23 protein-coding genes and 1 pseudogene are annotated in these 24406 nt (G+C 70.1%); 13 read left to right on the forward strand and 11 right to left on the reverse strand.

What is annotated here, in order from left to right:
* Positions 1-555 precede the first annotated feature (555 nt).
* Positions 556-2820 (reverse strand): zinc-dependent metalloprotease, encoded by a 2265-nt coding sequence (locus tag ACQEWB_RS01010; protein WP_432825972.1) that lies wholly within the window; start codon positions 2818-2820, stop codon positions 556-558.
* Between the two features lie 120 nt (positions 2821-2940).
* On the opposite strand from ACQEWB_RS01010, the gene ACQEWB_RS01015 reads away from it, so the two are divergent.
* Positions 2941-4446 carry a metallophosphoesterase family protein gene (locus ACQEWB_RS01015; RefSeq protein WP_432825974.1) on the forward strand — a complete coding sequence of 502 codons (1506 nt, stop codon included), beginning with the start codon at positions 2941-2943 and terminating at the stop codon, positions 4444-4446.
* A 94-nt stretch (positions 4447-4540) separates the two neighbouring features.
* A complete protein-coding gene (locus ACQEWB_RS01020) occupies positions 4541-5572 on the forward strand; it encodes an LLM class flavin-dependent oxidoreductase (RefSeq protein WP_432825976.1) in 1032 nt (343 codons plus the stop codon).
* Here ACQEWB_RS01020 and ACQEWB_RS01025 read toward each other — a convergent pair.
* The 4 genes from ACQEWB_RS01025 to ACQEWB_RS01040 form a co-directional block, all read right to left on the reverse strand.
* Positions 5569-6489 carry a LysR family transcriptional regulator gene (locus tag ACQEWB_RS01025; RefSeq protein ID WP_432825978.1) on the reverse strand — a complete coding sequence of 307 codons (921 nt, stop codon included), beginning with the start codon at positions 6487-6489 and terminating at the stop codon, positions 5569-5571. The two genes, ACQEWB_RS01020 and ACQEWB_RS01025, sit on opposite strands and share 4 nt — an antisense overlap.
* Before the next feature lie 165 nt (positions 6490-6654).
* Positions 6655-7656 carry a tyrosinase family protein gene (locus ACQEWB_RS01030; RefSeq protein WP_432825980.1) on the reverse strand — a complete coding sequence of 334 codons (1002 nt, stop codon included), beginning with the start codon at positions 7654-7656 and terminating at the stop codon, positions 6655-6657.
* A 1-nt stretch (position 7657) separates the two neighbouring features.
* A complete protein-coding gene (locus ACQEWB_RS01035) occupies positions 7658-7990 on the reverse strand; it encodes a hypothetical protein (protein WP_432825982.1) in 333 nt (110 codons plus the stop codon).
* A gap of 145 nt (positions 7991-8135) precedes the next feature.
* Positions 8136-8711 carry a TetR/AcrR family transcriptional regulator gene (locus ACQEWB_RS01040; RefSeq protein ID WP_432825984.1) on the reverse strand — a complete coding sequence of 192 codons (576 nt, stop codon included), beginning with the start codon at positions 8709-8711 and terminating at the stop codon, positions 8136-8138.
* A 115-nt stretch (positions 8712-8826) separates the two neighbouring features.
* Between ACQEWB_RS01040 and ACQEWB_RS01045 the strand changes: the two genes are divergently transcribed.
* The 5 genes from ACQEWB_RS01045 (at position 8827) to ACQEWB_RS01065 (ending at position 11473) form a co-directional block, all read left to right on the forward strand.
* Complete coding sequence (locus tag ACQEWB_RS01045) at positions 8827-9474, forward strand: DUF2218 domain-containing protein (protein ID WP_432825986.1); 648 nt, start codon at positions 8827-8829, stop codon at positions 9472-9474.
* Positions 9471-9980 carry a permease gene (locus ACQEWB_RS01050; RefSeq protein ID WP_432825988.1) on the forward strand — a complete coding sequence of 170 codons (510 nt, stop codon included), beginning with the start codon at positions 9471-9473 and terminating at the stop codon, positions 9978-9980. Before ACQEWB_RS01045 ends, ACQEWB_RS01050 begins: the two co-directional genes overlap by 4 nt.
* Positions 9981-10088: 108 nt before the next feature.
* Positions 10089-10301 (forward strand): hypothetical protein, encoded by a 213-nt coding sequence (locus ACQEWB_RS01055; RefSeq protein ID WP_432825990.1) that lies wholly within the window; start codon positions 10089-10091, stop codon positions 10299-10301.
* A gap of 78 nt (positions 10302-10379) precedes the next feature.
* Positions 10380-10781 (forward strand): DUF6153 family protein, encoded by a 402-nt coding sequence (locus ACQEWB_RS01060; RefSeq protein WP_432825992.1) that lies wholly within the window; start codon positions 10380-10382, stop codon positions 10779-10781.
* 86 nt (positions 10782-10867) lie between these two features.
* Complete coding sequence (locus ACQEWB_RS01065; protein WP_432825994.1) at positions 10868-11473, forward strand: DUF305 domain-containing protein; 606 nt, start codon at positions 10868-10870, stop codon at positions 11471-11473.
* 315 nt (positions 11474-11788) lie between these two features.
* On the opposite strand, the gene ACQEWB_RS01070 is transcribed toward ACQEWB_RS01065, so the two are convergent.
* The 3 genes and pseudogenes from ACQEWB_RS01070 to tnpA form a co-directional block, all read right to left on the reverse strand.
* Positions 11789-12772 carry a TauD/TfdA dioxygenase family protein gene (locus ACQEWB_RS01070; RefSeq protein ID WP_432825996.1) on the reverse strand — a complete coding sequence of 328 codons (984 nt, stop codon included), beginning with the start codon at positions 12770-12772 and terminating at the stop codon, positions 11789-11791.
* Between the two features lie 87 nt (positions 12773-12859).
* Positions 12860-13405 (reverse strand): HEAT repeat domain-containing protein, encoded by a 546-nt coding sequence (locus ACQEWB_RS01075; RefSeq protein ID WP_432825998.1) that lies wholly within the window; start codon positions 13403-13405, stop codon positions 12860-12862.
* 279 nt (positions 13406-13684) lie between these two features.
* A pseudogene (tnpA, locus tag ACQEWB_RS01080) lies at positions 13685-13975 on the reverse strand (IS200/IS605 family transposase); the annotation flags it as partial.
* 24 nt (positions 13976-13999) lie between these two features.
* On the opposite strand from tnpA, the gene ACQEWB_RS01085 reads away from it, so the two are divergent.
* Positions 14000-15223 (forward strand): RNA-guided endonuclease InsQ/TnpB family protein, encoded by a 1224-nt coding sequence (locus ACQEWB_RS01085; RefSeq protein ID WP_432826000.1) that lies wholly within the window; start codon positions 14000-14002, stop codon positions 15221-15223.
* Positions 15224-15279: 56 nt separating this feature from the next.
* Here ACQEWB_RS01085 and ACQEWB_RS01090 read toward each other — a convergent pair whose 3' ends face one another.
* On the reverse strand, positions 15280-16827 hold the full coding sequence (locus ACQEWB_RS01090) for a glycoside hydrolase family 32 protein (protein WP_432826002.1): 1548 nt from the start codon (positions 16825-16827) through the stop codon (positions 15280-15282).
* A gap of 169 nt (positions 16828-16996) precedes the next feature.
* On the opposite strand from ACQEWB_RS01090, the gene ACQEWB_RS01095 reads away from it, so the two are divergent.
* From ACQEWB_RS01095 to ACQEWB_RS01110, 4 genes are read left to right on the forward strand one after another with little or no spacing between them, the layout of a single operon-like run.
* Positions 16997-18406 (forward strand): extracellular solute-binding protein, encoded by a 1410-nt coding sequence (locus ACQEWB_RS01095; RefSeq protein WP_432826004.1) that lies wholly within the window; start codon positions 16997-16999, stop codon positions 18404-18406.
* The gene (locus ACQEWB_RS01100; RefSeq protein WP_432826006.1) at positions 18403-19356 is read left to right on the forward strand and encodes a carbohydrate ABC transporter permease; all 954 of its coding nucleotides are present in this window, start codon (positions 18403-18405) and stop codon (positions 19354-19356) included. Before ACQEWB_RS01095 ends, ACQEWB_RS01100 begins: the two co-directional genes overlap by 4 nt.
* A gap of 14 nt (positions 19357-19370) precedes the next feature.
* Positions 19371-20225 (forward strand): carbohydrate ABC transporter permease, encoded by an 855-nt coding sequence (locus tag ACQEWB_RS01105; protein WP_432826008.1) that lies wholly within the window; start codon positions 19371-19373, stop codon positions 20223-20225.
* A complete protein-coding gene (locus tag ACQEWB_RS01110) occupies positions 20222-21607 on the forward strand; it encodes a GH32 C-terminal domain-containing protein (protein WP_432826010.1) in 1386 nt (461 codons plus the stop codon). The genes ACQEWB_RS01105 and ACQEWB_RS01110 overlap by 4 nt, the downstream gene beginning before the upstream one ends.
* On the opposite strand, the gene ACQEWB_RS01115 is transcribed toward ACQEWB_RS01110, so the two are convergent.
* Positions 21608-22672, reverse strand: coding sequence for a LacI family DNA-binding transcriptional regulator (locus ACQEWB_RS01115; protein ID WP_432826012.1), 1065 nt, complete (start codon positions 22670-22672; stop codon positions 21608-21610). It lies immediately after the preceding gene.
* A gap of 97 nt (positions 22673-22769) precedes the next feature.
* Between ACQEWB_RS01115 and ACQEWB_RS01120 the strand changes: the two genes are divergently transcribed.
* Positions 22770-23600 carry an aldo/keto reductase gene (locus ACQEWB_RS01120; protein WP_432826014.1) on the forward strand — a complete coding sequence of 277 codons (831 nt, stop codon included), beginning with the start codon at positions 22770-22772 and terminating at the stop codon, positions 23598-23600.
* A gap of 3 nt (positions 23601-23603) precedes the next feature.
* Here ACQEWB_RS01120 and ACQEWB_RS01125 read toward each other — a convergent pair whose 3' ends face one another.
* A complete protein-coding gene (locus ACQEWB_RS01125; protein WP_432826016.1) occupies positions 23604-24380 on the reverse strand; it encodes an SDR family oxidoreductase in 777 nt (258 codons plus the stop codon).
* Between the last annotated feature and the right edge of the window lie 26 nt (positions 24381-24406).

The raw sequence follows: 24406 nt of genomic DNA on the forward strand, positions 1-24406 counted from the left end.
TCCGCCGCGGCCCGCTCGCCGGGGGAAGGTGATGTTGTCCAGCTCGCGCCGGAAGTCGCCGCTGAACCGCAGGTCCTGGTGGTCGCTCTCGTACGCCTGCCAGCTGGTGGCCAGTTCCGAGTCGTACGTCGACAGGGTCGCGCCCTTCAGGCCGTACAGCTGCTGGGACCGGTGGCGGCCACCGCCCCGGGGTTGAGGACTCGCCGGAAACTGCACGCCAGGTACCACTGCAGAACGCCGAGCACGGCCGGCAACAGCACGCCGAGAGCCAGTACGGCCGCGAGCTGCGCGGAGAGCGTGGAGCGCGCCGAGGTGTACTCGGCGTCGAAGGCGGCATCAGTCGTTCTCCAGCGCTCGGCCGATCAGCTCCTCGTACGGCCGTAGCGCGGGCAGGCGCTCGGCGAGGAACTCGGCCGGCGCGACGATCGCTTCCGACTCATGGCCTCACGGGAGAACACGGGCGAACTCCGACGTCTCACCGAGCGGGGCAACGCCACCGCGATCGAGCAGCTCGGCGAACGCACTGCCGAGTGACTCAAGGGTGGCCGCGCCCTCTCAGTTCGGCGCCCCCGGCGGCACCCGCGGCAGCGGATCGAGGCGTACCGAGTCGGCGTCGGCGAGGAAGCCGTCGATCAGGTCGGCCGCCTCACGCCGGCCGTCCCCCACTCCTTCTCGCAGTTCCGTGGCGAACCGGCGCAGGGTGCCACGCAGTTCGGCGCGGACCGGGGCGTGCAGGGTGCCGTCCTTCAGGACGGTCAGCAGATGGTTCACGAGTGTCCAGTCGGCCGTGAGCTGCACCGCCGTACCGCCCGGAACCTCGGCCGGGATCGGGTCGGCGCGGCGCCAAGTCGCGTCCAGCAGCGCCTCGACGAGCTCCGTGACGCCCGGCACCGCGGCATCGGCCGCGTGCTGCCAGGCAAGGCGGTTGAGGCGGGCCGGTTCCAGCAGGGCCTCGACGACCAGGGTGACGGCGACACGGACCGCGGCGAAGGGGTCGAAGACACGACCGGCGTCGCTGTCGAGGTACTGGTCGGTGCGCCCGTAGCGGATGGCGGGCGGGGTGAGGGCACTCAACACGGCCTCCGGCAGGGCGAGTTGCTCAGCGCGCAGGAGGTGCGCGAGCTCGGTCAGCGCTCTGCGCTGGGTGGTCGCGTCGACGGGCCGGGGGCCCTGCCCGGCGTCACCGGCGAGGCCGTAGCCGTAGTGCACTCCCCCGATCAGGCGGGCCACCGCGGTCACCTCGTGGCGGTGCAGGAGGTGCAACAGGACGGCGCGTTCCTCGAGTTCACCGGTCTGGCGGTCGGGCGGGAGCACCCCGCGACCGAAGCCCTCCAGCGCGATGCGCCGCGCCCGTGTCATCGTCGAGAGCCCCTCCAGCGGGTCCCGTCCCGCCACCCAGGGCACGGCCTCGGCATGGGCGGCCTCCGGGCCCTGGGCGTCCTCGTCGGCGATGAAGTGCAGGCCCGCGCGAGCCGCAGCCGCGCGCAACTCCGCCAGCGCCGCATCCTCGTGGTCGCCGTAGGTGTGGTCGACGAGGAAGTGGTCCCAGGGGCCGAGGCCGGTGGTGTAGGCGGCCGAGAGGTCGATACGGCCGTCCTCGGTGACCTGGACACGAGCGTGCGGGTAGTCCATCACGGACGGCTTCGGGTGGGTCGTACTGGCGAAGTTGTGCATGAAACCGAGCGCGTGGCCGATCTCGTGCGCGGCGAGGTGACGCAGCCGGGCGAGGACCAACTCCTCGACGGCGACGAGCCGTTCGGCCTCGTCCGGGTGGCCGTAGGGGGCGAGCAGGGCCTCGCCGAGGGCGCGTACCTGCTCGACGCGCTGGGAGCCGAGGCGGACCCGAGCGTGCAGGATCTCGCCGGTGCGCGGGTCGGTCAGCCCCTGCCCGAGGGACCAGCCACGGCCCGCCCGGTGCACCCACACGACACCGTTGACGCCCGGTTCGTACGGGTCGAAGTCGACTTTCCCCGCCTCCACCCGGTAGGCGCCCGGCAGTCCGATGCCGGCGAAGGCCTCCTGCCACCAGTTGCCGCCCTCGATCACCGCCGAGCGGAAGGGCTCCGGGATCGCCGGGTCGACCTGGAACACGATCGGGGCGCGGTCCGCGCCGACTCGGAAGCGGGGCTGGACCTTGACCTGGGTGTCGCGCAGGCCGACGTTGCCGTGGTCGGCGTAACCGACGCCGTAGCCACCGGAGTTGGGGTGGAAGCGGCGGGCGGGCATCGGGTCGGCGGGCAGTCGGACCAGGTTGAGCTGCTGGACCAGGGTCAGGGCGCGCGGGTCCGCGGCGACCGCGCGGACCGCCGAGCCGCGCCCCGGTCCACGGAAGGTGAGCAGCGCGGGCAGTCGGGTGGCGGCGGGCCCGGTACGGCTGTCGGCGACGAGCGGCAGGCTGCACGCCCCGTCGACGGCGTACTCCCCCTGATCCTTTTCGAACAGGTGGTCGGCGACGCGGTCGTGGTCGGCCGCCACGAGCCCGCCGGCGTCCACGACCACCGCGCCGCCCTCCTCGCGCAGCACCGGCCCGCTCCACACGACGGACAGCGCGAAGGACTCCTGCCCGGCGCGTACGGCCGCCGCGTCGCCGGACGTCAGGAAGTGCTTGTTCCGTACGACGAACAGCACCCGGTCGCCGACCCGACGGAACTCCGCGAGCCGCGCCTTGCCCGCACGCCCCCGGTCCAGCCACAGCTCGCTCGATCCCAGACCCTGGGAGAGCGAAACGGTGAGCAGGAAGGGCTCGTCGAAGTGGCGGATGCCCAGCAGCAACCGGTCCTGCTCCGGGTCGGGCACGAGGTCGATGAAGTCGGCGGGCATACGTGGCCTTTCGGAGGGGCAGTGCTCGCCGGTGATCCTCTCAGGCCCGGGGCACCGGCCGCCGAGCCGGGCGTACCACCCCCTGTCCGTCCGTCACTTGATCGTTGCTACGGTGCCCCGGTGTCTGACTCTTCACGCGATACCGCCGAAGGCGCCGGCTGGGGCGCCGCCGAGCGCGGCGAGTACAAGCGGCTGATGCCGCCCAAGGTCGAGAAGCTCTCCTGGCTCGATCCCAGGACGCTGTGGGCCGCCCGCAACGGTGTGCTTGCCTCCTGGTTCGGGGACCCGACCGGCCGTACCCGGAGCCGGTGGGTGGCGCAGCGCGAGGCCGCCGGCGCACCCGCCGACAAGGTGATCCGGCGCGCGGACCCGGACCGTTTCTCGTTCATGGTCATCGGCGACACCGGCGAGGGCGACGATTCCCAATACGCCGTCGTGCCGGGCTTTCTGAAGGTCAGTCAGGGCACGCACTTCTCCGTGATCGCCAGCGATGTCATCTACCCGGTGGGCAGCGCCGACGACTACGGCACCAAGTTCTTCCGGCCGTACCAGGACTATCCGGCGCCGATCTACGCGATCCCGGGGAACCACGACTGGTACGAGGATCTCGGCGCGTTCATGCGGGTGTTCTGCGCGGACGCCCCGCCGCTCGCTCCCGAGCCCGCGTCCCGCCCCCTCAGCCGGGCGTGGCTGCGCTCGCTCCTGTGGCACCGCCCACGCAAGGCGGACGGTCAACACCTCGACAAGGCACGGGAGTTGCGGTCCACGCCGACGCAGCAGGCCGTCCAGCCGGGCCCGTACTGGGCCATCGACACCGGACCCATACGTCTCATAGGCATAGACACGGGCCTGCTCGGCACCATCGACGCCGAACAGGGCGCCTGGCTGCGCGAGGTGTCGAAGGGCCCGCGTCCGAAGATCCTGATCACCGGCTCGCCGCTGTACGTGGACGGCGAGCACCACCCCTGCACGATCGAGGGAGGCGGCGGCACGGTCGACGACATCGTCCGCGCCCCCGAGCACCACTACGTGGCGGCGATCGGCGGGGACATCCACAACTACCAGCGCTATCCGGTCCAGGTGGACGGCCGCACCATCCAGTACGTGGTCTCGGGCGGCGGCGGGGCGTTCATGCACGCCACGCACACCATCCCGCGCGTCGACATCGCGAACGTCACCGAGGAACAGTTCCGCTGCTATCCGCTGCGCGGCGACTCCCTCGCCTTCTACAGCCGGCTCTACGGCCACCGGCTGCGCCTGCGTCGCTTCTTCACCCTCACCGAGGCCGAGGCGATGGCGGTGATCGCCGAGCGCCTGGGCATCGCCCCGACCCGCGCCCCGGGCGCCCCGGCGCGCGTGACCCGCCGTACCCGACTGGTGGCCGGTCTCCTCGGCGCCGGTGGCCGCCCCGACCGCACCTCGCGCTTCCGCCTCCCGGTGCGCAAGATCTACACGCAGCTGTTCTCGCCGGGTTCGGCGACTTACAGCCCGCCCTTCTTCAAGTGCTTCCTGCGGCTGGACGTCACGCCGGAGGCGGTCCGACTGCGCTGTTACGCGGCCACCGGCAACCGCGCGCAGGAGATCGATCCGCCGGTGGAGGACGAGGTCACCATCCCGCTGACCTGACCTGATCTCGACCGTGGTGAAGGGAACAGTTCGCGGGACCGGCGGGTTGGCACTGCCGTAATACTTGATTCATCAAGCAACCACGGAGGAACCCGTGCCGCCGACCTCTCGTCCCCTGCGCAAGCTGGGCTTCCTGACCATCGGCCTGTTCGACGAGGCGGATCCGCGGCGGGGCCACGAGTCCACGCTGGAGATCATCGAGCTGGGCGAGCGTCTCGGTTTCGACAGCGCGTGGCTGCGCCATCGGCATCTCCAGTACGGCATCTCCTCCCCCGTCGCCGTGATGGCGGCGGCCTCGCAGCGCACCAGCCGCATCGAACTCGGCACCGCGGTCATCCCGCTGGGCTGGGAGAACCCGCTGCGGCTGGCCGAGGACCTGGCGACGGTCGACATCCTTTCCGGGGGCCGGATCAACCCGGGCGTGAGCGTGGGGCCGCCGATGCACTTCGAGCAGGTCAAGGAGGCGCTCTACCCGGACACCGCCGAGGCCGAGGACTTCTCCTACGGGCGGGTGCGGCGGCTGCTGGACTTCGTGCGGGGCAAGAGCGCGACCGACTTCAGCGGTGTCGAGGGCTTCGAGGTGTTCTCGGACAAGGTGCAGCCGCACTCGCCCGGGCTCGGGCAGCGGCTCTGGTACGGCGGCGGCAGTCTGAGTTCGGCGCGCTGGGCCGGTGAGCACGGCATGAACTTCCTGACCAGCAGCGTGGTCAAGGCGGAGGCTACGGACGGGCCGGAGTTCGACTTCGCGGAGATCCAGCTGTCCCACATCCGCGCCTTCCGTGCCGCCCACCCCGACGGCGAGAACGCCCGCGTCTCGCAGGGCCTGGTCGTCATCCCGACGGACTCCGCCTCGCCCGACCAGCGGGCCAGGTACGAGGAGTACGCGGCAAAGCGCACCCCGCGTACGACATCACCGCAGGGTCCCGCCCGGCTCCTCTTCGCCCCGGACCTGGTGGGCACCTCGGACGAGATCGCCGAACGGCTGCACGCGCACGCCGCGTTCCGCGAGGTGGACGAGGTGGCCTTCGCGTTGCCGTTCACCTTCGGGCACGAGGACTATGTGCAGATCCTGACGGACATGGCGACGAAGCTCGGGCCGGCGCTGGGCTGGCACAGCAACGGCTAACGGCGGGCGGCCGCGAGGCTGTCGGCCAGGTGGAGGAGGTCCGCGCCCAGCGGGGAGTCGGCGCTCCAGACCGCCTCGAAGGAGATCTGGACCTCGCGGCCCTGGTCCATCAGCGGCCGGTGCGGAGCGTCGGGCGAGGCGAGCTTGGAGCGGGGGACCATCGCCGAACCCAGGCCCAGCCTCGCCCAGTCCGCCAACACCTGGTAGCTGGCGGCCTCCCCCGGATAGGTGTGCAGGGGCATCTCGCGGGCCTGGAAGAGCTGGTTGGTGAAGGTGGTCAGGCCGCAGGCGTCCGGGACAAGGATGAACTGCTCCTTTCCGGCCTCTTCGAGTTCGACCGGAACGTCTACCTCTACGTCTGCATCAACGTCCGCCACTGGCTCGCGCTCGGGGCTGACGACGACGATGGGCTCGACGTCGACGACCCGGTGCTCGAAGCGCGGCATCGCCGCGACGGCCGGGATCAGAATGATGTCGAGCCGCCCGGCCAGCAGCGATTCCCGCAGGTCCTGCATGTTCGCCTCGCGCAGCACCAGGTCGCGGGGTACGGGAAGGTCGCGGACCATGCTGAACGCCCGGGCGACCAGCTGTGCGGCGATCAGGGGCGAGACGCCCATCCGGATCTTCTGCTCACCGGGGTCGTTCAGCCGCCTGGCCTCCGCCGCGACGGCGTCGAGTGCGCCGAGGGCATGTTCGATCAACGGCAGGATCCGGGCGCCGAACGCCGTCTGGGTCACACCGCGCGGCGACCGGTCGAACAGCTTGCCCCCGAGACGTTCCTCCAGCTTGGCGATGCCGTTCGACAGGGCGGGCTGCGTCACGCCGTAGGCGCGTGCGGCGGCGCTGAACGACTTGGTCTCGGCGACCGCCTGCGCATACCGGAGCCCTTCGAGATTCAGGCGATCGACCATAGCCATGTCTTATCACTCCACTCGCTCACGCCGCCCGCATCGGAGGTTTCCCTGCACATACGGCAGAGATCCTCCTCATGCAGCATAACCATCGGCTATATGCACCATGATCGACGGGATCGTCGTCGCGCCGTACGCAAGGGAGTTGGGGTCGCCTTGAAACACGGATCCTCAGGGCAGCACGTCGTACGTGTAGATCGCTGAGATGTCCAGAACACTCCTGGGCGTGCCGGTCGGGCCGAGCGGGGAGACGATCGGGTCGTCGATTCGCTCGCCCTTGAAGGTGGCCGCCGGGGCTGTCATGTCGGGGGCGTAGAGACGGCCGTAGCGGTTCATCCAGCCCTCCCAGATCCGGTCCTCGTTGCAGTGGTTCAGGAAGAACACCGGGTCGTTGGGGGAGGTGGCGGGCGTCATGTCGCCGCCGACCCAGAGGTGGACCTGGTTGTGCAGGTGGACCGGCTGGGTCGGCGTGCGGGGCACGAAGCCCTCGACCCGGTTGCGGAAGCCCTCCGAGGAGGCGTTGAAGGGGAGGGTGTCGTACCGGTCCGCCGGGCTGCCGCCGACCGGTGTGAAGGCGAGCGCGTTCTTCACCTCCGCGCTGGTCGGCAGGGTCGGCCAGCCCGCGGGGAAGGCCCGTCCGAAGTCCCGGTTCAGCCCCCGCTCGGTCTGTACGAGCATCCCGTTGAGGTCGCTTTCGAAGCGGACCCTGAAGCTGTCCGGATCGGCCGGGTCGAATGCGAACGGACCGTCGGCGACGGGGGTTCCCTGGCCGCCCATGTACCCGGGCGTCCAGATCGTGGCGCCGGCCGGCGAGCCGAGGTCTCCGTCGGCCGCCCAGTCCCAGTAGGGCAGCGCGAAGCCGGCCTTGCCGAGCACCCGTTGAAGGTTCGCTTCCAGGACGGCGAGCATCACCCGGTGCCAGGGCAGGAAGACCGGCCCGCGGTGTGCCGCGTTCCGCACGAGCGGGTTCCCGCCCGGTGGGACGGGGGTCATCATCGTCAGGCCGTGCCAGATGACGAACAGGTCGTACGTGTGCACGGGTACGGTCGGGCCCGGGATGTTGAAGTCGGCGGTGCTGAACTGGCTTTCCTCCCGCTTCAGGAGGCCGACGCCACGGACGTAGTCGTCCCGTGAGGTCTGGTCGGTCACGAAGTTCTTGCGGACCACGGCCATCTCAGGCACCTCCCCGGAAGCGGTCGGGGTAGTTGGCGACCAGCGCCCGGACGGTGTCCAGCGCGGAGGCGAACTGGTAGTTGGGCAGGCCGTGGCAGTACAGCGTGCCGTCGTCGTCCACCTGGAAGTCGGCCTTCACCGGCTCCCCGTCCACCGTGACCTCGTACGAGGTGGTGACAACGATCCGATGCCCCTCGTACTCCGTCGTGCGGACGCTCTTCGCCGGGCCGTGCCCATGATGCATGGGAGGCATGGGCAGTCCGGAGAGATACGTTCCGAGTCCGTGCGGCTCCGCGGCGGCGGCGAGTTCGGACGGGTCGATGACTGGATCCATTGCGGACCTCCTGGCAGCGGCGATTCCTGCGGGACCGGCTTGCGGACGTCCTCCGTCTCCACCATCCCGCCGGAGACCGCCCACCGCATCTCCGCCGTCTCCGGTCACCCGCCCGAGCACGCGAAACGGGCCCGGGACCGGCGCGTCAGCCCGGCGGACGCAGGCCGCTCCGAACCACCGCGACGAGGCGTCCGACCGCCGCCTTGGAGGCCAGCGGGCCGGCGGCGGCGAGGGCATGCAGGCAGTAGCTCGCGAGTTCGTCCGGCGAGACGTCGTTCCGTACGTCGCCGGTCCGCGCGCCCTCGGCGAGCAACTCCCGCAGGAAGAGATGGAGATGCCGCTCCGCCCCCCGGACATGCTCGCCCCGGTGCAACATTGCCCCGAGTTCGGGCCCGTGGCCGTGGCGACGCCTCTGGATGAACGCGTATGCCTCCAGCACCAGCTCCAGCCGCTCGCCGGGGCTGCCGGGGCCGTGCCCGAGTTCGGCGAGTTCGTGGAGGTGCCCGGCGATCTGGCCCTCGTGCCAGGCCGCCATGATCGATTCGACGTCCGGGAAGTACTTGTACAGCGTGGCCCGGCCGATGCCGCTCTCCTCGGCGATCTTCGACATCGTCACGGCACGCAGCCCGTGTTCGGTCACCAGCGCCGCCGTGGTCTCCAGGACCGCGTCACGGACCGCACGCCGGTGCTCCTCGATGGTCTCGTTCCACAGCTTCGGCACCTCACCAGGATACGGCCTGCCGAGGTGGATACAGAGTGGATTGACAGCGACACAATGTCTCGATAAAGCTGGCACCGTCCAGCCCGATCCATCTGCGACCGAGCGGAGGAAGCCCATGTTCACCGCCGAAGCCCATGTCGAGACCGAGCGCCCCAGCCGCTACCTCGTACAACTCTGCAAACACTTCGACAACAAAGGCCGTCACCTGGGCGGCCACCGGCCGCGCAACCACGGCACAGGAGACCCTCAGCCGTCCACGGAGGTCCGCCCCGACCAGATCCACGTCGAATGGACCGACAGCCAGGGCACGGTCCGCCTCCCATGGGGCACTTGCACCCTGCGCACGGCGCCCGGCGAACTGGTGCTGCGTGCCCAGTCGCCCGACGAGGAGGGTCTGCGGCGAGTGCAGGACCTCGTCACCTCGCACATCACCAGGTTCAGCAGGCGCGATCCGCTGAAGGTGGACTGGCGGCGGTCCGAGGCGAACGCCGGGAACGCCGGGACCGATACGCCGGCTCCGTCACCGGGCGCGGGGCGGCGCCGGCGACACGGCTGGACCGGAGTGGCCGCCACAGCCGCATTGGTCGCCGTCGCGGCGGTGCACATGGGACTGGGCGGGGCGGTTCTGGCGGACACGCGGTGGACCGGTCTGGCCGTCGGGCTGCTGGTGTCAGCCGTCGTGGTGAAGATCGGGATCGTCGGCGGTCTTGCCGTGCGTCGAGGTCGCCGTCGCACCCGGCAGGAACCGGAGCCCCGCACATGACAGACCCCCCGCTGGCCAATGCCGGTTCGATGACCTGGGAGGTCACCTGGGCGCTGATCCTCGGCTTCACGCTGTCCGCCGTCGTGCGGGCGACGGTGCGCCGTTCGTTCGCCCGCTCGCTCTTCCGCAAGGGCGCCGACTTCACCGCGGCCATGGCCTTCGAGATCGCCTCCACCAAACTGGTCATCGAACTCGGCATCATCATGGCCCTGTTGATGGGCCGGCAGTTCACCGCCGTCGAGTTCGTCGGCGGACCGCTCATGATCGTCGTACTCGCCGTGCTGTTCCGGCTATTCCTGCGCGGGCGAGTGCTGCACGAGGTCCGCGAGCAGGCCGCGCGCGGGATCGCCGGCTCCATGGAGGGCCACGCCGTGACGGACGTGTCGGTGGGCGGCGACGGCGGCTTCGCCCGTCGGCTGTTCTCGCGGGACGGCTACACGTCCGTGTCGCACATCTTCGTCGTGGAGTGGCCGCGATCCCGCGCGACCTGGTGGCCGGGCTACTGATCGCGGACGCGATCGCCGCGTGGGTGCCGGACGGCTTCTGGAACGCCCTCTTCCTGACGGACCACCCGCTCGCCGCCAAACCGACAGGGTGGCATCAGCTTCGGCGGCGTGATCGCCTTCATCTTCGCGGACCTGCTGATCCTGCCGATCCTCAACATCCACCGGCAGTACTACGGCGCCCGCATGGCGGCCTTCCTCCTGGTCACCTTCTTCGCGGCGATGGCCTTCGCCGGTTACGTGGTCGAGTTCGCCCTCGGCGTTCTGGCTCGCCGGCGGTCCGGCGATGCTGCGGATGATGGGCGGCTCACCCGAACACTCTGAACACGAACACGCCGACACCCGTATGCACAACGGACACCACGACTGAACCACCCCGCACGCCGACCCAGGATGAGAACGATGACGAGCCCGCAGCAGCACCCTCCGCGACCGCCGGTCGCGCGATGGCGGGCGCTGCTCGTGCTCGGGGTGATGGCGGGGCTGCTGGCCATGCACGCCCTCGTACCCTGCGACCTAGACCGACACGAGGCCGCACACGTCGAGCCGCAGCACGCGACAGCAGTGGTCAGCGTCCCCCATGACTGCTCCGGAGACGGTGACTGCGGCGGGGGCCACGTCCAGCACGCCGACTCGAACTGCGTGTCGGGCGCGGTGACCGGCGGGCCGACGTTGCCCGCCCTCGCTCCCGACCCGATGGCCGTCCCCGTACGGGCTGACATCGCGTGCTCCTACGCGCTCACGGCTCCGGACGGCGCCCGCGCCCCACCGTCCCTGGCGGAACTCCAACTCCTGCGGATCTAGAAGCCGTTCACCGCCGCGCCCGTCACTCACCGGCGCGGTGTTCTCTCGGCACGCCCAGATCCCCTTCCCACAGCAGGAGTTCCAGCATGCGCAAGACCCGTACCCTCGCCCGCCGCGCCGGCCTCACGGCCACCGCTGTCACCGCCGCTCTCGTCCTGGCCGCCTGCGGCAACGACGGTGACTCCGCCTCCTCGTCGTCCTCGGCCGCGTCGAGCGCCGCCGCCCACAACGAGCAGGACATGGCCTTCGCCCAGGGCATGATCCCGCACCACCAGCAGGCCCTGGAGATGGCGAAGCTGGCCGCCGACCGGGCCTCTTCCGCCAAGGTCAAGGACCTCGCCGCACGCATCGAGAAGGCACAGGACCCGGAGATCCAGACCATGAACGGCTGGCTGAAGTCGTGGGGCCAGGACATGTCGTCCTCGATGCCAGGCATGGGTCAGTCTGCGGACTCCGGTATGGCCGGAATGATGGACAGCAAGGACATGAGCCATCTTGAGAAGATGTCCGGAACGGGCTTCGACACCATGTTCCTGACCATGATGGTCGACCACCACAAGGGCGCCGTCGCAATGGCCACCACGGAGAAGAACAAGGGCGAGTACGGCCCCGCCACCTCCATGGCCGCCGACATCGTCACCGCGCAGACCGCCGAGATCACCGAGATGAACAAGCTTCTCGGCAAGAACTGATCCGCCCCTCGGCTGCCGGTTCCGCACCCGCTGCCCGATCGGCCCGCTGACGCACCCGGAGCGCACGAACTGCGTGGAAACCCACCCGCAGCTCTCCCGCACACCGGCCGGTCAGCGGGCCGCCCGCCACTTCGCCGGCGAACCGGCCACAGCGCAGCCAGCGACCAAACGGTGGTTCGGCCCGCGCCCTCATCCGAGGAATCGAAACCAGCTCCACGAGCGTGCGGTTCTGTGGCCCTCTACCTGCATCGACGTGACATTCCGAGCGGCGCCCAAGCTCCCTCCGTCACCCCGGCCCGTGCCGATGTCGGCGTACTACCAACGCCCCGCCTCAGTCCCCGCAATCGCCTCCGACCCCCTCCCGTCCACCCCGACCGGCACATCACCGGTCAGCATCACCCGGTGCATGATCCGGGGGAAGTCGAGGTGGGCGTTGTCGCTGGGTGCGAGGTGGATGGTGGCGCGGTTGTCCCAGAAGGCCACGCTGCCGGGCTCCCAGCGGAAGCGGACCGTGTACTCGGGGCGGATCGCCTGCTCCAGGAGCATGTCGAGGACGGCGCTGCTCTCGGGCCGGGAGAGTCCGGTGATCTGCTCGACGTAATAGCCGTTGACGAACAGCACCCGCTCCCCCGTCTCCGGGTGCACCCGCACCAGCGGATGCTCGGAGGCGACCTGGTGGTCCAGCAGGTGGCGCAGGTAGGAGTCGTCGCCGGGCCGTGGCTGGTAGCCGACGCCGAGCCGGTGTTCGGCCCGCAGCCCGTCGACGAACTCCCGTACCGGGGCGGACAGTCCGGCGTACGCGGCCGCGAGGTTCGACCAGGTCGTGTCGCCCCCGTACGGCGGCACGGTGTCGGCGCGCAGGATCGTCGCGGCGGGCGGGTCGACGCGGGCGCCATGGTCGCAGTGCCAGCCTCGCAGCAGGGTGTGCCGTCGGCGCCGTAGCCACTCGTCGTGCTCCATGCCGAACTTCCCGCCCAGCTCCAGCCGGTCGGCGGTCGTCTCCACCTCGGGGAAGTCGGGCGGCGAGGCGCTCCCCCGCTTACCCAGGACGACCGGCCGGCCAAAGCGACGCGCGAACGCCACGTGCCCGGCGTGATCCAGCCGTTGCCCGCGGAAGAACACCACCTTCCATCGCAGCACCGCCGCCCGGATCGCGGCGACCACGGCGTCATCGAGGCCGCCGGCCAGGTCGACACCTGCGATCTCGGCCCCGATGTGCCCGGCGACCGGCCGCACCTCGATCCCTACCGCCTGCTCGCTCTCGGCGGACCCCGCCGCCGTGCCCCGGTCCGTCGACATGCGCGCCGCCCTCCATCAGTCGTCCACTCCGGTCTCACGAAGATCGTGTCAGTCTTCGCACGCCGTGGCGACAGGGCCTCGTAACTCTCAAGCCCGGGACGCACGTACAGGCTTCGGTGCGGTGCGGCGATGGATGGGACCGCCCGGTGTGTACCAGCCCGCCTTCTTGCGCACCACCGGTGAGGGGTCCTCGTCGCGGGCGCGCAGCAGGGCGGCGAGAGCCTGCGGGTCGGTGTGCACCCAGAGGGCGACGAGTTCGACCGCCCGGGTCCTGACCTGCGGGTCCGGGTCGTCGTGCAGGATCCGGATCGCGCGCGGCTCGATCAGGGCACGGTCGGGACGGCAGGCGTCCGCGTCCGGCTTGCAGCGGTCGCAGGACAGGGCGTGCAGCGCGGCCACCCGCACCCGGGCGTCGGGGTCGTCGACCATGGCGATCAGGTCGTCCACCGCCTCGGGGACGAGGAGTTGGTCCAGCAGTCGGCAGCACTCCTCCCGCACCCTCGGCAGCGGATGCCCGAGCCCGCGGCGGATGTCCGGCACGGCCGACGGGCCGCGTCGCATCAGATCTCGGAAGGCGTCCGGGCGGCGTGGCTCGCTGCCCAGCGCGTCGATGAGGGCCTCGTTCGTCGGCATCGAATCCCTTCCCCTCGGTCCGACGAGACGAGTCGAGTGTGTGCCCTCGACTCCCAAGGCCTCAAACCCTTTTACGGCGTGGGGCCCTACCGGGATTCATTTGCAGTGCATCGGCCTTCAGGCCGGTGGTGAAGCGAATCTTGTCGTAGCGAGGCGGAGCGTCGCGGATACCCGTCCAGCAGAGCCGGGCATCGCGTCGTCATCACCCACGGCGCGGAGTGCCGTGACAGCCCGGTCCGCGCGGAGCGGGGGTGGTCCTCACACAGGCCGGTTCTGTTGGGGGAACTCCTGGCGCAGACGGCGGGAGGAGACGCCCTTGAGGGAGTTGACCAGCTTGGTCACGGCAACCTTCGGCGGGAAGTTGACCAGGATGTGGACGTGGTTGCGCTCCCCGTTGAACTCCACCAGTTCGCACTCGAAATCTCCGCACACCGACCGCATGATCTCCTCCATGCGCGTCAGATGAGTACCAGAAAACACGTTGTGCGGGAACTTGGTCAGAGCACCAAGTGGATTTGCATCACGAAAGTGCAGTGCCGACCAGTTCCTACTCTTCTGCATCTCGGCCATACCCAAGTAAGTATCGTGGCCGTCATGCAGCTTCGGTACAGCTTCAGGTTGTACCCGAATCATGGTCAAGCCGCCGCGTTGGCCCGGGCATTCGGGTGCGCCCGCGTCGTGTTCAACGACGCCGTGCTCGCCCGCGAGGACGCCCGAGCGGCGGGAGAGCCGTTCCCTAAGATCGGCGAGTTATCCGCACGCCTGATCTCCCAGGCCAAGCAGACCGCGGAACGGTCCTGGCTGGGCGAGGTCTCCGCCGTCGTGCTCCAGCAGGCTCTGCGGGATGCCGAATCCGCCTACAAGAACTTCTTCGCCTCCCTCAAGGGCGCACGCCAGGGCCCGAAGGTGGGTGCGCCGCGCTTCAAGTCTCGCAAGGACGCCCGCCAGTCGATCCGCTTCACGGCCAACGCCCGCTGGAGCCTCGATCACACCGGGCGGCTGAACCTGCCCAAGATCGGCGCGGTGAAGATGAAATGGTCCCGCCCTCTGCCCGCCACGCCGTCCTCCGTCACCGTGATCAAGGATGCGGGCGGACGGTACTTCGCGTCCTTCGTCATCGACACCGACCCGGCCGCCGACCTCGAGCGCATGCCCGATGCCGAGACGAGCATCGGCATCGACCTGGGACTGATCCACTTCGCGGTCCTCTCCGACGGCACGAAGATCGACTCCCCGCGGTTCCTGCGCCGCGCCGAGAAGAAGCTGAAGAAGGCTCAGCGGGACTTGTCCCGCAAGCAAAGGGGATCCAAGAACCGCGAGAGGGCCCGCCTGACGGTCGCCCGCGCGCACGCGCAGGTCGCCGATGCGCGCCGCGAGTTCCTCCACCAGCTCTCCACGAAGCTGATCCGCGAGAACCAAGCGATCGGCGTGGAAGACCTGGCGATCAAGGGACTCGCGCGCACCCGGCTGGCCAAGAGCGTCCACGACGCGGGCTGGTCCACCTTCGTGGACATGCTCGCCTACAAGGCGCAGCGGTACGGCCGCACCTTCGTCAAGATCGACCGGTTCGAGCCCACCAGCCAGGTGTGCTCCACTTGCGGCCACCGCGACGGACCCAAACCCCTCCAGGTACGGGAATGGACCTGCACCACCTGCGGCACCACTCACGACCGCGACACCAACGCCGCGATCAACATCAAGAAGGCCGCCGGACTGGCGGTCACGGCCTGCGGAGCGCCGGTAAGACCAGGACTCGTCCCGGCACAGCGTGAAGAAACAGGAAGCCGAGGATTCCCTCCCAAACCCCGTGCCGCATAGCGGCACAGCAACGGAAGAGAAGGCCAGAATCCTCGGCTTTCAGCCCGAGGAGCAAGTCAAACCGTGAACTCCCGTATCACCGTGTTCCGGAACACCGCCGAGCCCTCGATCGTGAACAGGGCCAGCCCGGTGTCGATCAGGTACGGGAACGCCTCCGAGGAGTGCACGTACCGGCCGTCGTCGACGAACATCTCGACGGAGGTGCGGTCGACGAGGACGCGCAGCTTCACCGTGCCCGCGGACCGGTCGAACGGGCTGTGGCTCTCCTGGCGGTCGCCGCTGGTGTCGGGGTTGACGGTGCTGCGGCGGTTGAGGAAGGCGTAGTCGCCGTAGATGCCGGCGTCGATGTGCCGGCCGGCGTCGGGTGAGCGGCGCAACTGCAGTCCGGCGCCGGTGAGTTGGTCCCAGGTGATCTCGGTGGTCACCTCGTAGGAGATGCCGGTGTAGTCCAGGACGCGGGTGCCGTCGACGGTCAGGTCGCCGAGGTTCACGGTCCGGGAGACGTACGAGTCGAGGGCTGCGATCGGCTGCGAGGCGAGGTAGTAGGCGCCGGAGGAGGCGCGCTTCAGGCCGACCTCGCGGACGATCGAGTCGGTGCCGTCGAAGCCGTCGCAGTCGATGGTGGGCGTGGTGTTCGGGTAGGCCCAGTTGTTCAGCCAGCCGAGGGCGTACCGGGCCGTCGTGTCGAGGACCCCGCTCGCGTTCCGCTTCTCGAAGGTGACGGCCCCGTACCAGTCCCAGCCGTGGTCGAGCCATTGGGGGTCGGTGGAGTCGGCGGTGAAGCCGCTGCCGTCGAAGGTGCCGGTCCAGTAAGCGTACGTGTTGGGCTGTCCGGACGAGAGGCCGTTCGCGCTGGCGCCCAGCACCCACTTGGCGGTGCCGTCGTCGGCGGTGAGGCGGAACAGGTCGGGGCACTCCAGGACGCCGATGCCGTCCTTGATGAAACCGCCGGTGTAGGTCCAGGACTTGAGGTTCGTCGATCGGTAGAAGCCGATCTTGTTGTTCTCCGCGAGCGCCATCACCCACTGGTTCCGGTCCTCGTCGCGGATCACCTTGGGGTCGCGGAAGTCGGCCACGCCCGGGTTCGGCAGGACGGGGTCGGTGCCGTAGTTGGTGAAGGTGCCACCGCCGTCCGTGGAGTAGTACAGGAACTGCTCCTGGTGGTCGGTGCCGCCGCCCGGCGACATGGTCACCACAACGACCACCGCGCCCGCCCCGAACCCGGCGGTGTTGCCCGTGTCGACCACCGCTGAGCCGGACCAGACGTCCCCGTTGGACGTGGTGTCCTTCGGCACCGCGACTCCGCCGTCGGTGAAGGAGACCAGGTCGGTGCTGGTGGCCAGGCGCCAGGCGGTGCCGACGACGCCGCTGAGGTAGTCGGCGTTGTAGAGGTAGTAGTAGTGGTACTCGCCGTCGATCCAGACCGGCCGCTGCGGGTCGTTCTTCCAGGCGTCCGGGACCGTGAAGTGGTAGCCGGCCCGGTAGCTGGCGCAACCCGCCTTCACCGCCTTGGGTTTGGCGGCGGCCGGCGCCGCGGGCAGCAGTGCGGCGGCCGTGCCGGCGCCCGTGCCGGCCAGCAGGGCTCTCCTGGACATCCCACGCATCACTCTTCGTTCCTCTCGTCGTCGAGCTGAGAACGGCGGCTCATGTGATGCAGGACTGTGCGACCTAACTCGTTAAAGGTCAAGGGGTGCACGACCCTTGACAGCACCACGGCGGGCTTCCCATCATCTGGGGCATCAACCCTGATCTAACACGAGTTAGGCATGTTGGATGACCGACTCGCACCTCTCTCGCCGCATGCTCTTGCGGTACGGCGCCTACGGGGCGGGGGCCGCCGCCCTGGCCGGCACCGCCGCGAGCTGGGACCGGCTCACCGGGGCCGACATCCCCGGCCGCGACGACGGTTCCCTCACCGTCGCCACCCTCGGCCCCGCCTACGGGCCGGAGGCCATCCGCACGCTCACTGAGGGCTTCAGGAAAGTGCATCCGGACATCAAGCTCCGGATCAACGCGGTGCAGGCCGTCGACTGGTCGGACTTCTTCGCGAAGATCCTCACCCAGATCGCCGCGGGCACCGCGCCCGACCTGGTCTACGTCGCCACCGAGGGCGTGCAGTTGTTCGCCAAGAGCCTCGGCGTGCCGCTCGACCACTACGTGAAGCGGGACGCGGCCGAGCTCAAGGAGTACTTCGCCGACGTCCACCCGTCGCTGGTCGAGTCGATGATGTACGAGGGGCGGCTCTACCAGCTGCCGGTCGAGTTCAACGCGGCCGACATGTACCTGAACCGGCAGGTGCTGAAGCGGGCGGGCGCGGACTTCCCCGCCCCCGACTGGACCCGCGACGACTTCACCGCACTCCTGCGGGACATGAAGAAGTCGAGCGGCGCCCAGTTCACGCCGTACTTCTGGACCAACCGCCTGTGGGGCGGCGTGGTCCCCTGGCTCTTCGCCAACGGCACCAACCTGCTCACCGAGTCCAAGGCGCCGGGCGGCGCCTGGCTGTGGGACTCCTTCTATCCGGCCGCCGACCGTGAGGGCCGCGGCGGCGGCTTCCGCTGGACCACTCCGCAGGCCACGGACGACCGCGTCGAGGAGGCGTACGACTATCTCGCCTCCCTCATCCAGGAGAACCTGTGCACCCGCCCCGAGGGCGGCAACGGCCAGAACCTCGTCGGCGTGTTCTCCACCGGCCGCGTCGGCGTCACGCCGGCGGGCGGTTTCTGGGCGGGCGGTCTGCACCTCGCCGGGATGAAGGCCGACGCCTACGACGTGCAGTACTTCCCGCGCTGGCGCACCCAGCGCCACCAGTTCGGCGCGGCCGGCTACGCGCTGCTGCGCACCTCCAAGAAGCAGGACGAGGCCTGGGAGTTCATCAAGTACGCCGCCCGACGGGACACCCTGATGCGCCTCTTCGACACCAACCAGACCACCCCGGCGCGCCGCTCGATGCTGACCGCCGGGCGGTACGAGGAGTCCGGCCCGCAGCACTGGCAGGTCTTCTACGACACCCTCGACAAGTTCCCCGACACGGGACCGATCCCCGCCCCGCCGCAGGTCGCCGAGGTGACCGAGGTGCTGCTCAAGTACACCGGCACCGCCCTGGCCTCCCCGCGCTCGGTGCGTCCCGCGCTGCGCCGGATGCAGGGCGATCTGGAGAAGGCCATGGAGCGTGACGTATGACGAACACCCAGGTTCCGTCCGTACGGCCCCGGGCCGCCACCCCCGCCGTCGACGCGTCGCCGCCCTCGCCCCCGCGCACTCGCGGCACCCGGTTGCTGGCCGCGCTGTTCCTGGCGCCCACGGTCGTCGGCATCGTCGTCTTCACGGTCGTGCCGATCGTCGGCTCGGTCGTGCTGAGTCTCTTCCACTGGAACGTGATCGACTCGCCGAGCTTCGCCGGGATGGCCAACTACCGTGAGGTCTTCACGGATTCGACCGTGCGGGTGTCCTTCCTGAACACGCTCGTCTTCATGGTCTTCGCGGTCGCGGCGCAGCTGCTGATCGCCCTGTCGCTGGCGCTGACCCTGAACGGGCGGATGCCGATCTGGCTGCGGTCGGTGTTCCGCTCGGCGTTCTTCTTCCCGCTGGTGCTGTCCGCCGCGTCGATCTCCGTGGTGATGAAGTACCTGTTCAACCAGGACTTCGGAGTCGTCAACTGGCTGATCGGGCTGGTCGGGATCGCGCCGGTGCCGTGGCTGACCTCGGAGCACGCGGCGCTCGCGACCGTGATCATCGTGTACGTGTGGCAGCAGTTCGGCTTCTCGTTCCTGCTGTTCATCGGCGGTCTGAACAACATCCCCAAGGAGGTCCACGAGGCCGCCTCGCTGGACGGCGCGACCGGGCTGCGCAAGCACCTGCACATCACGCTGCCGCTGCTGTCTCCGACCCTGCTGGTGGCGACCGTGGTCGGGGTGATCAACGCGCTCCAGGTCTTCGAGCAGCCGTACGTCCTCACCAACGGCGGGCCCGGAGACTCCACCCGCACCGTCGTGATGGTCATCTACGAGACGGCGTTCGAGCAGCTGCGCTTCGGCGAGGCCTCCGCGGTGGGCGTGCTGCTCTTCGTGCTGATCATGGCGGTCACCGCCCTCCAGTTCCGGCTCAGCCGGCGTTTCGTCCACTACCAGTGAGCCGGGTGAGTCCCTTGAGCCAAGCAAGTCTGTCCCTGAGCCGTGCCCGGTACTCGCTCGGGCCGTGGGCACGCATCGCCGCGCTGGCCGTGTGCGCGCTGCTGACCCTCGGCCCGGTCATCTGGACCGTCTCCACCTCGCTGCGCACCCCGGCCCAGTCCTTCGACCTGCCCCCGCACATCATCCCGACGCATCCCACGGCCGAGGCGTACCGCGGGGTCTTCGACCAGCTCGACGTGTGGCTGCTCGCCCTCAACTCGACGCTGGTGACGGCGTTGATCGCGGTCGGGCAGATGATCACGGCGGGCCTGGCCGGCTACGCCTTCGCGCGCCTCGAATTCCGTTTCAAGAAGCCCCTGTTCGGGCTGGTGCTGGCGACGATGATGGTGCCGTTGCAGGTCACCATCGTGCCGGTGTTCCTGGTGCTGAAGTCGATGGGGCTGACCGACACCCTGCTCGGTCTGATCATCCCGGCCTTCCCGACCGCGTTCGGCACCTTCCTGATGCGCCAGTACTTCCTGGGCATGCCGAAGGACCTCGGCGAGGCGGCCATGCTGGACGGCGCCGGGCCCTGGCGGATCTTCCGGTCGGTGTACGCGCCGCTGGCCGCGCCGGGCCTCGCGATCGTCGGCGTACTGGCCTTCAACTACCACTGGAACGAGTTCTTCCGGCCGCTGATCCTCGAGACCTCCGGCCAGAACTACACACTGCCGCTGGGCCTGGTCTCGCTCCAGGGCAACCTGGGCACCGGCTCCATCTCGGTGGTCCTGGCCGGTGTCGTCCTGTCCATGCTCCCCGCCGTCGCCGTGTTCGTCGTCGGCCAGCGCCCTCTGCGCGAGGGCATCACCTCCGCAGGAGTCAACCGTTGAGCCACGACCCCAACGCGCCGCGCTTCAGGGTCCGTCCGCCCGCCAACTGGATCAACGACCCGAACGGGCCGTTCCGTTGGCGGGACCGCTACCACCTCTTCTACCAGCACAACCCTGACGCGCCGGTGCACGCGAACGTCCACTGGGGCCATGTCTCCAGCCCGGACCTCGCGCACTGGGAGCACCATCCGGTCGCGCTCACCCCGACGCCCGGCGGCCCCGACGAGGGCGGCTGCTGGTCGGGCTGTGTGGTCGACGACGACGGTGTGCCGACGGCCGTGTACACCGGCATCGACCGCCACCACACCGGTCTGGGCACGATCTGCCTGGCCCGCGCGGTGGTCCCGGACGACGAGACGCTCACCGACTGGAAGCCGCTGCCCGCGCCGGTGGTGACCGGTCCGCCGGCCGACCTGGACGTGGTGATGTTCCGCGACCCGTTCGTGTTCCGAAGCGGCGGGCGGCGCTGGGCACTCGTCGGTGGCGGACATGCGGACGGGACCGCGTCGGTCCTGCTGTACGACTGCGAGGTGCTGACCGACTGGCGGTTCGCCGGGGTGCTCCTCGACGGCAACGACCCTGTCGCCGCGGACGTGTTCGGCGACAAGGCGGTCGGCTGGGAGTGCCCGCAGATGTACCGGACGTCCGGCGGCGAGTGGGTGCTCGTGCTGTCGCTGTGGGACGGACACCCCTGCCGCACCGGCTATTTGACGGGTCGTCTGGAACCTTCCGCCGAGGGCGGGTTGCGGTTCGAGACGCGGACGGGCGGCCTGCTCGACCACGGGCGGGACTTCTACGCCCCCGCCGTGCTCCAGGAGCCGGACCGGACCCTGATGTGGGGCTGGTCCTGGGAGGCGCGGGAGCAGAGCGAAGTGGACCGGGCCGGCTGGGCCGGAGTCCTCACCGCGCCGAGGGTCGTGGACACGCGTCCCGACGGCACCCCGCGTGTCGTACCGGCCCCCGAGCTCGAACTCCTGCGCGCGCCCGAGCCGTTCGTCACGGCACCCGGCGGCCAGGTGGCGCTCCCGGGGTCGTACGACCTGGTGGTGACCGCGCGCGGCCGCACCACCGTGAGTCTGCTGCGGTCCGCCTTCGGGGCTGAGCTGACGGTCGTGCTGGACCCGGACGAAGGCACCGTGACGCTGGATCGCGGTGACTGGCCGCGTTCGAGGATCGACGGGTCGGCGCCGATCGTCGTGCGGGCCCCCGCCGCGGAGGTACGGGTGCTGGTCGACGGTTCGCTGCTGGAACTGTTCGTCGATGACCAAGCCACGGTCACCGAGCGGGTCTACCGGCGGCCGGACGACGTGCCGGAGCTGGCGGTGACCGGGCTCGCGGCCGGGGTCACCGGGTGGGAGCTGATCACCCGGACGGCCGAGTGATCACCAGGTGGGAGCCGGCCCCACGGACGCCCGGCTGATCACGGGACAGGCGATGCGCCGCGTGGTCGCGGCAGGCGTGCGGCCGGTGTCTATGGAGTCGAGGAGCAGACGGGCCGCCGCCTCGCCCATCGCGCGGTGCGGGAGGGCGACCGTGGTGAGGGGCGGGGTGAGGTACGCGGCCATGTGCTCCTGATCGTCGTAACCGACCACCGAGAGGTCGCCGGGGACGGCGATGCCGAGCCGGGTCGCGGCGTGCAGGACGCCCGCCGCGACCCGGTCGTTGTAGCAGAAGACGCCGGTCGGGCGCCGGTCCGGGGGAACGCCGTCGAGGAGCCGGATCGCGCCCTCGTAGCCGCTGGAGATCTCGCCGCCGGTGCGCAGGGCCCAGTCCTTGGCGACGGTTATGCCCTCGGCGCGCAGGGCGTCCCGGAAGCCGCGCAGCCGCTCGGCCGAGGCGATGTCGTCCTGGCCGCCGATCATGGCGACCCGGCGGTGCCCCTCCTCCAGGAGCAGCCGGGCCGCCGTACGGCCGCCGGCGCGTTCGGCGGGGACGACGGCGGGCAGGGAGTCGTCCTCGGGCAGACAGTTGGCGAGGACGGAGTGGGTGCGGTGCAGGCCCTCGGGCACCCGGACCCGTCGTAGCGACATGGCGGCGTAGATGATGCCGTCCACGCGCCGGTCGAGGAGCTCGGCGACGGCCGCGTCCTCCTTGGCCGGGTCGCCGCCGGAGTCGACGGTCAGGACGAGGTGCTCGCTGGCCCAGGCGGTCTCCATGGCGCCGCGCAGCAGCCGGCCGGCGAAGGGCGAGGACGCTATCTCGTCGGTGACCAGGCCGATCACCGCCGTACGACGGCTGCGCAGGCCGCGGGCGACGGGGTCGGGGCGGTAGCCGAGCTGGGCGGCGGCCTGCCGGATGCGTTCCTGGGTGGCGGGCGAGAGGTTGCCCTCGGCGCGTCCGTTGAACACGAAGGAGACCGCGGTGTGCGACACCCCGGCAAGCCGGGCGACGTCCCGTGACGTGGGACGCCCGGATCCCGCCGGCCGCTTCTCCTCGGTGCCGCTCATGCCGTCCGCTGTCCTCATCCCCCACCAGTGCGTTTGATCAAGTCTCACCCTATCCGTGAGGCTGGAGGTCCGGCACAGTCGAGGGAAAGGTCCCACCGTGGTCAGCATCCCGACGCACACGCTCAACGACGCCACTCGGCTCCCCGCGATCGGCCTGGGCACCTGGCCGATGAGCGACGGGGAGGCGGAGGGCGCCGTGTCCGAGGCACTGGGCCTGGGCTACCGCCTGGTCGACACGGCCACCAACTACCGCAACGAGTCCGGAGTCGGCCTCGGCATCACCCGCAGCGGCGTCCCGCGCGAGGAGGTCGTCGTGACGACGAAGCTCCCGGGCCGCCATCACGGTTACGAGGAGACCCTCGCGTCCTTCGAGGAGTCCCGGCGCCGGCTCGGGCTGGAGTACGTGGACCTGTACCTGATCCACTGGCCGCTCCCCCGCGTCGACAGGTACGTCGACTCGTGGCGGGCGATGATCAAGCTCCGGGAGGACGGACTGGTCCGCTCGATCGGCGTGTCCAACTTCACCGTCGAGCACATCGAGCGGCTGGAGAAGGAGACCGGCGTGCTGCCGTCGGTCAACCAGATCGAGCTGCACCCGCTCTTCCCGCAGGAGGAGCTGCGGGAGTTCCACACGGCCAAGGGCATCGTCACCGAGAGCTGGAGTCCGCTCGGCCGTGGCTCCGGCCTGCTCGACGATCCCGTGGTGATCAGCGTCGCCGAGGCCTTCGGGGTGACGCCCGGCCAGGTCGTCCTGCGCTGGCACACCCAGCTGGGCGCGGTGCCCATCCCGAAGTCGTCGGACCCCGAGCGTCAGCGCCTGAACCTCGATGTCTTCGGTTTCGACCTGGGCCCCGCCCAGCTACGCGCCGTCTCCGACCGCGCCCATCGCCGCCTCGGCGGGGATCCGGTGGTGCACGAGGAGTTCTGACGGTCAGGAGGCCTGGGCGGTCGGCATGATCGTGACCTGCTGGAGGTTCACCCGCGGCGGCAGCCCGGCCAGGAAGCCGATGGTCTCGGCGACGTCCTGCGGGGTGAGCCACTCCATCGCGCCCTTGGAACCCTCCAGCCAGTCCAGGGCGCCCTGGTCGGTGACGTGGCTCTGGAGCTCGGTGCCGACGATGCCGGGCTCGATCGCCGAGACACGCACGTTCTTCGGGCCCAGTTCGACGCGCAGGTGCCGGGAGAGATGGGTGACGTACGCCTTGGTGGCGGAGTAGACGGCGAAGTTGGGGAAGATGTTCCGCGCCGCGATCGACGAGGTGTTGACCAGGTCGGCCACCCCACGCTCACCGGCGGTCTCGACCAGCTGCGGGGTGAAGGCGCCGACGACGTTCATCAGGCCGGTGACGTTCAGGTCGATCTGCTGCTGCCACTGGTCCGTGGGCAGTTCCTCGACCGGGGCAGGCAGCATGACACCGGCGTTGTTGAACACCAGGTCGGCGCCGCCCAGTTCGGCCGCGACCCGGTCGGCCGCCGCCTGGACGGCCGCCTTGTCGGTGACGTCCGCAGCGATCGGCGTGGCGCTCCCGCCGTTCTTCTCGATCCGGGCGACCAGGTCGGTCAGCCGGTCGGACCGCCGGGCCAGTACGACGACGTGGGCGCCGAGTGCGGCCAGCTTCTCGGCGGAGGCCTCGCCGATGCCGCTGGAGGCGCCGGTGACGACGGCGACACGGCCCTGGAGCGGCGTGGCGGTGAGTTGCGTGGACATGAGGTGCACCTTCCGGAGGTGGAGAA

Source organism: Streptomyces sp. CA-249302 (genome assembly GCF_050936785.1).
GTDB lineage: Bacteria > Actinomycetota > Actinomycetes > Streptomycetales > Streptomycetaceae > Streptomyces.

What these genes read in the sequence shown, in the direction of transcription:
- ACQEWB_RS01010 (WP_432825972.1), bottom strand. Translation starts at nt 2,820, where the DNA reads ATGCCCGCCGACTTCATCGACCTCGTGCCCGACCCGGAGCAGGACCGG.
- ACQEWB_RS01025 (WP_432825978.1), bottom strand. Translation starts at nt 6,489, where the DNA reads ATGGCTATGGTCGATCGCCTGAATCTCGAAGGGCTCCGGTATGCGCAG.
- ACQEWB_RS01030 (WP_432825980.1), bottom strand. Translation starts at nt 7,656, where the DNA reads ATGGCCGTGGTCCGCAAGAACTTCGTGACCGACCAGACCTCACGGGAC.
- ACQEWB_RS01035 (WP_432825982.1), bottom strand. Translation starts at nt 7,990, where the DNA reads ATGGATCCAGTCATCGACCCGTCCGAACTCGCCGCCGCCGCGGAGCCG.
- ACQEWB_RS01045 (WP_432825986.1), top strand. Translation starts at nt 8,827, where the DNA reads ATGTTCACCGCCGAAGCCCATGTCGAGACCGAGCGCCCCAGCCGCTAC.
- ACQEWB_RS01050 (WP_432825988.1), top strand. Translation starts at nt 9,471, where the DNA reads ATGACAGACCCCCCGCTGGCCAATGCCGGTTCGATGACCTGGGAGGTC.
- ACQEWB_RS01060 (WP_432825992.1), top strand. Translation starts at nt 10,380, where the DNA reads ATGACGAGCCCGCAGCAGCACCCTCCGCGACCGCCGGTCGCGCGATGG.
- ACQEWB_RS01065 (WP_432825994.1), top strand. Translation starts at nt 10,868, where the DNA reads ATGCGCAAGACCCGTACCCTCGCCCGCCGCGCCGGCCTCACGGCCACC.
- ACQEWB_RS01070 (WP_432825996.1), bottom strand. Translation starts at nt 12,772, where the DNA reads ATGTCGACGGACCGGGGCACGGCGGCGGGGTCCGCCGAGAGCGAGCAG.
- ACQEWB_RS01075 (WP_432825998.1), bottom strand. Translation starts at nt 13,405, where the DNA reads ATGCCGACGAACGAGGCCCTCATCGACGCGCTGGGCAGCGAGCCACGC.
- ACQEWB_RS01085 (WP_432826000.1), top strand. Translation starts at nt 14,000, where the DNA reads ATGCAGCTTCGGTACAGCTTCAGGTTGTACCCGAATCATGGTCAAGCC.
- ACQEWB_RS01090 (WP_432826002.1), bottom strand. Translation starts at nt 16,827, where the DNA reads ATGCGTGGGATGTCCAGGAGAGCCCTGCTGGCCGGCACGGGCGCCGGC.
- ACQEWB_RS01095 (WP_432826004.1), top strand. Translation starts at nt 16,997, where the DNA reads ATGACCGACTCGCACCTCTCTCGCCGCATGCTCTTGCGGTACGGCGCC.
- ACQEWB_RS01100 (WP_432826006.1), top strand. Translation starts at nt 18,403, where the DNA reads ATGACGAACACCCAGGTTCCGTCCGTACGGCCCCGGGCCGCCACCCCC.
- ACQEWB_RS01115 (WP_432826012.1), bottom strand. Translation starts at nt 22,672, where the DNA reads ATGAGCGGCACCGAGGAGAAGCGGCCGGCGGGATCCGGGCGTCCCACG.
- ACQEWB_RS01125 (WP_432826016.1), bottom strand. Translation starts at nt 24,380, where the DNA reads ATGTCCACGCAACTCACCGCCACGCCGCTCCAGGGCCGTGTCGCCGTC.